Origin of the sequence: Tannerella forsythia (assembly GCF_001006485.1) — a bacterium.
GTDB classification, from domain to species: domain Bacteria; phylum Bacteroidota; class Bacteroidia; order Bacteroidales; family Tannerellaceae; genus Tannerella; species Tannerella forsythia.
The window spans coordinates 1-391 of sequence record NZ_JUET01000037.1 but is presented as its reverse complement, the minus strand read 5'-3'; the positions used below and the strand labels follow the sequence as shown (position 1 = coordinate 391).

Below are 391 nucleotides of genomic sequence, written 5' to 3'. Positions count from 1 at the left end.
GGCCGAGGATCAACTCAAACAGTTCGTCGCCTCGTCCGGCCTGCCCATGTGGAACACGCAGATCGCGTCGGTCTTTCAGGCGCTCGACGCCCGCGAGCAAAGCCTGCAGGAAAAGATGCAGACCGTCGCGGAAGCGAAACGCAAGGCGGCCGAGTCAGCGGCGAAGAATTCAGCCGAGCTCGCGGCGGCCAGACCGCCTTCATCGGGCCTCCCGGTCGGCGCGCCCGCGCCGCCCTTCTCGGCGATCACGCTGGACGGCCGGCCGTTCCACACCCAGCAGCTCAAAGGCAAGTGGGTCCTGCTCGACTTCTGGGCGACCTGGTGCGGCCCGTGCAAAGCGGAAATGCCCTACATCCGCACGGCTTATGAAGCCTTTGGTAAAGACAAACGG

1 protein-coding gene is annotated in these 391 nt (G+C 65.2%); it reads left to right on the top strand.

All coding sequences use genetic code 11. The features are described 5' to 3' along the window. Positions 1-391: TlpA family protein disulfide reductase (locus tag Tanf_RS01855; protein WP_201774573.1), on the top strand; the 391-nt coding region annotated here is incomplete at both ends.